Source organism: Pirellulales bacterium (assembly GCA_035656635.1).
Lineage (GTDB): Bacteria > Planctomycetota > Planctomycetia > Pirellulales > JADZDJ01 > DATJYL01.
Map to the genome: position 1 here is coordinate 1 of DASRSD010000115.1, position 4,866 is coordinate 4,866.

General features: G+C 56.9%; 4 protein-coding genes. All 4 read right to left on the bottom strand.

What is annotated here, in order from left to right; translation table 11 throughout:
* The coding region (locus VFE46_10845; protein ID HZZ28488.1) for a GntG family PLP-dependent aldolase at positions 1-793 on the bottom strand (793 nt) is incomplete at its 3' end.
* The gene (locus VFE46_10850) at positions 790-1,320 is read right to left on the bottom strand and encodes a shikimate kinase (GenBank protein ID HZZ28489.1); all 531 of its coding nucleotides are present in this window, start codon (positions 1,318-1,320) and stop codon (positions 790-792) included. The genes VFE46_10850 and VFE46_10845, both read right to left, overlap by 4 nt.
* 29 nt (positions 1,321-1,349) lie before the next feature.
* On the bottom strand, positions 1,350-2,894 hold the full coding sequence (locus tag VFE46_10855) for a type I 3-dehydroquinate dehydratase (protein HZZ28490.1): 1,545 nt from the start codon (positions 2,892-2,894) through the stop codon (positions 1,350-1,352).
* A 318-nt stretch (positions 2,895-3,212) separates the two neighbouring features.
* A partial coding sequence (gene mutL / locus VFE46_10860) for a DNA mismatch repair endonuclease MutL (GenBank protein HZZ28491.1) occupies positions 3,213-4,866 on the bottom strand: 1,654 nt, incomplete at its 5' end.

Consider the following 4,866-nt stretch of genomic DNA (forward strand, 5'->3'; position numbering starts at 1 on the left):
CGGCCAAAATTTGCGCACTGGCATGGTCTTCCGCCAATCGATCGACATGCTGCTCCAGTGCGTACAGCGCTCCGGCAGCAATGATGCCCGCTTGACGCATGCCGCCACCAAAAAGTTTGCGCGCACGATGTGCTTTAGCAATCAATTCCTTCGATCCGGCCAATGCCGACCCCACGGGGGCGCCCAATCCTTTGCTAAAACAGACATTTACCGTGTCGAATTGCTGCGCCCACTTGGCAGCCGGTATTCCTGTGGCCACCACGGCATTGAACAGCCGTGCCCCATCCAAGTGTGTGGCCAGGCCGTGTTCGTGCGCCCAGCGGCAAATCCGTTCCAGTTCGTCGTAAGGTTGGATTTTTCCTGCGCCACGATTGTGCGTATTTTCCAAACATATCAGCCGAGTGTTTACTAAATGATCGTCGCCGCCGCGAATCAATCCTGTCAATTGCTCCAGCTGCAGCACGCCAAATTCACCGGGCACCGTGCGCGTCACCAAACCACTCAGTTGCGCATAAGCCCCTTGCTCGTAACGGTAAATGTGGCATTCCGATTCGCAGATGAATTCGTCCCCAGGCTGGCAGTGAATCCGCACACCGATCTGATTCGACATGGTGCCCGACGGCACAAACAGCGCCGCTTCTTTGCCGAGCATTTCGGCGATGCGGGCTTGCAACTGCAGCACGGTCGGATCATCTCCCAACACGTCATCGCCCACTTCGGCTTGCGCCATCGCCTGCCGCATTTGTGGCGTGGGGCGCGTCACCGTATCGCTGCGTAAATCAACGATTTTCATATTTCACGTAAAATCTCTTCCACCACTTCGGCCGCCGTTTTTTCTTCCGTGCGAATGATCGAGTTGGCGCAGGCCCGATACAATGGCTCACGCACCATTAGCAATTGTCGAATTTCCTCGACACCGCCGGCGGCCGTCAGGTTCGGCCGCCGCGCCGCGGTCGTGGCGTCGGCCTGAATTCGCTCCCAAAGCGCTTCCGGCGCCGCCTGCAACCACACAATTTTTCCTCGCTGCATCGCCACGGCTTGCTCCAGCCGCTGCCGGTTTTTTTCTCGCAAGACCACGCCGCCCCCCAACGCTAACACGGTTTTATCGCGCTGTAATAATTCATCCAACACCACTGTTTCCAAATCTCGAAATACTTCTTCTCCCTCATCCGCAAAAATTGCCGCAATCGACTTTCCGGCACGCAGCTCAATTTCCACGTCGGCATCAACCCAGTCCCAGCCTAGCTGCAACGCCGTCAACCGTGCCACGGTCGATTTGCCCGAACCGCGATAGCCGATCAGCACGATCAACGTTGCCATGGGAAACTCGCTACATGGATTAGCGCACATCACACTTTTGCCGGCCCGATGGCGCGTTTCAGCGTATCCCGCATTAATTCCCAGGAAGCGCTCTGCCCGGTAAACAACTTAAACTGCAACAATGCCTGCCGGACAAACATTTCGACGCCGGTCACCGCACTGCAGCCTTGCGCCTTGGCATCCTTAATCAACAGCGTGTTCTCAGGATTGTAAACCATGTCGAACACCACCATCGGCGAGCGCAAATGGCCCCGGGCATAAGGCGTTTCGTCCACGTTGGGATGCATGCCCACGGGGCTGCAGTTGATAACGATGTCTGGGGAAATGGCGTGCCGGTTGTCCCAATCGATGCAATCGCAGCCCATGGTTTGGGCCAGCTGCTGCGAGCGTTTTAGCGTTCGGCTGGTGATGACTACTTTCGCGCCGTTTTTTTTCAGGCCATAGGCCATTGCACGGGCAGCGCCACCGGCTCCTAAAAGCAGCGCCGTTTTACCCTGCAAGCTCTCTTCCGTCGACGGGCGTTCGGCCGCCGTGGATTGCGCACTGGCTAAATGCTGCTCGGACTCCGCTTTGTTGATGGCATGCACGCCGCGCTCGACGCTTTCCAAGGCAGCACGAAAATCGGTGTTATAGCCAATCACATCGTTGCCTTCGAACACCAACGTATTGGCCGCGCCAATACTTTTGACCGACGGATCAAATTTGGTTAATCGCTTAAGCACTGCTTCCTTGTGTGGGATGGTGACGCTCAGGCCATGAATGCCCCATTGCTTGGCGTCCGCCAAAAACTGATCCAAATGCTCCGCCGGCACCCGAAACGGCACGTACACGGCGTTGATTCCTGTCTGCCTGAGTGCGGAATTGTGCACCAGCGGACTTAAGCTATGGCCGATCGGATCAGCAATCACTCCCAGCACCATGGTATTGGCATCGATTTTGTCGTACTGGTACACCGTGGACATTTCTTCGAAGCTAAGTTGGCCCGGCGCCAGCAACCGCTCGTGATGGAACGAAGCGTACGTGAATGGTGCTCCAAATCGGCCACATAAAATTCGCGATGGGGTTCCCAAATCGCCCATGCACATGCCCACCGTCGGAACCTTCGCCGATTGCACCAACTGCATCATCCGCAAATTATCGTGCGGACTGTTGGCCATTGTCGTGATTTTGATCACGTCTGGGTCCAGCGCGGCCAATCGCGCATGAATGGCCGCCAGATCGTCCGGAGTTTGGCGGAAATCGTGAAAGCTCACAATGCGCTTGGTTTTTCCATACCGGCCAATCGCTTTGGCGGTGTCTTCTTCCAAGTCAACGTAGTCCACGCCGTCGACAATTGCCGCCCGCAGCAGCATGTGCCGTTCTTGCTCGGTCCCTTTCCATTTGCCGCCATCGATGTCGCGACGGATGGTGAGGACAATCGGACAGGGCCGCTCCGCCATGATCCGCTTAAGATTGATTTTTCCATTGATGTAATCCAATCGCAGTTCAACGAGCTTCGCTCCCTGGCTAACCAAGTGACGATGCTCCGCGATCATATGCCGATGCCGGCCGCGGCCAATAGAAACGCAAATCATGGAAGGTTCGAGAAAAGGATCGAAAGGATGAGGAAATGAAAATAGATGATTGTCGGCCTGTACCACAGGAACTAACGCTGATCCGGCCCAGACCACGATGCCGGGCAGTTAGATTATACGTTGCCCCAGCGGATGGCCGAAATGGTCACTAACTTTCGGTGGTCGCCTAATTTGAAAAATGTAGTGGCGTCTGTCCCCAGACGCCTGCTGTTTTCTCGAACAAAAACGGCTGAGGACCGCCGTCGCTACATCGCTGAGTGGCCAAATCAGGCGACGACCTATCTTTCTCGCTGTTTGCTCCTCCCTCTGTTCCGCTCGTCAGGTTCGCAAAAACTGGCGATCCAATTCTTCCCGGGTAAACACCAGGGCGGTTGGCCGGCCATGGGGGCAATGGTGGCTATCTTGAGCCAGATGACGCATTTCAATCAGCGCCGCCACTTCCTCCGCGGATAATCGATCCCCGGCTTTAATAGCCGCTTTGCAGGCGATCATATGCAAGAGTTCGTCGACCAAATCGCGGCGGTCGGGTGCTTTGCCTTCTGCCAATAGCCGCGCCACCAGATCGCGCAGCACATCGGCCGGCCGAAAATTCGCCAACATCGCCGGATAGGAGGTAACCAGAACCGTATCGCCGCCAAAGGTGCCCACCTCCACCCCCAATTTTGCCAACAGATCAGCGTTGGCCAGCGCCGTCGCCGCTTCGGCAGGACTTAAATCCACCGTTTCTGGCACCAATAACCGTTGCGTTTCCAACGTGCCCGCCAGAACACGTTCGCGCAATTGCTCATACAGAATTCGCTCGTGCAGGGCGTGCTGATCGATGACGATCACTCCTTCGTTGCTTTCCGCTATTAAGTAACGATTATGAACCTGCATCGCCGGCACAGGAGAGTGATCGATGATTTCTGGCCGGTGCCCCGCGCTGGCCCCGATGGCTTCGGACGCGCTTCTAACCTCCGACTGCCCGGTTCGTTCGGCGCCGTTGCTTCCGACCGGAGCGGTAGGGCTCTGCAAGTGGGCTGGAAACTGTGACCGATCAATCCGCACCAGTTCCAAGGGTTTGCGGTCGCGAGCGCTGTCTGATTGATCGTTGGCCAGCAGCCACGGCTCGACCGGGCTGGTTGGGAGCTCACCGCTCTGTCCGGCTAATTCCCCCTTCGCCCAGGCCACCAACTGGTCGCGCTGTCGCTGCATTTGCGATTCATCCATGGCGAACGTCGGATCGCTGATTCCCACCTGCGGTTGCAGTTGCACCGCCGAGGTTGGTGCCGTCGGCCGCAGTTTCGTATTCAAGTCGACCGTCAAAAACTTCGTTCTCAGCGTGCCCAAGAGTTGACTGTACAATCGGCCGGAATCTGCGAACCGCACTTCCAGCTTCGTCGGATGCACGTTCACGTCGACGGCTTCCGGTGGCATTTCGATCCGCAAAAACGCAATCGGATACCGCCCACTGAGAACCAGACCGCGATAGGCCTCGCTTAAGGCATGCTGCAAAGCCCGATCGCGAATAGCCCGACCGTTCAGCAGCACATATTGCATTCGCGGATGGCTGCGAGTTTGGCTGGGATGAGCGGCATAGCCTGTCAGTCGCACCGCGTCATCGACGCTTTCCACAGGAATTAGCGCATCGGCCAATTCACCGCCAAAAATGGCCGCAATCCGCTCGCTCCAGGCAGTTACCGGCGGCAGTTCATAGACAGTTTTGTCGTTCTGTCGAAGCTTAAATTGAATGTTTGGAAACGCCAGCGCGACCCGTGTGAATGCTTCGGCAGCATGCCCCATTTCGGTTTGAGGCGTCCGCAAAAACTTTCGCCGCACCGGCGTGTTGAAGAACAAATTGTGAACTTCAATGGCCGTGCCGATCGGACAACCACACGGCGCTACGGGTTCAGCATGCCCGCCGCTGACGACAATTTCCGAGCCGGCATCCGCAGCCGCGGGCCGGCTACGCAAAACGAGTCGGCTGACTTCG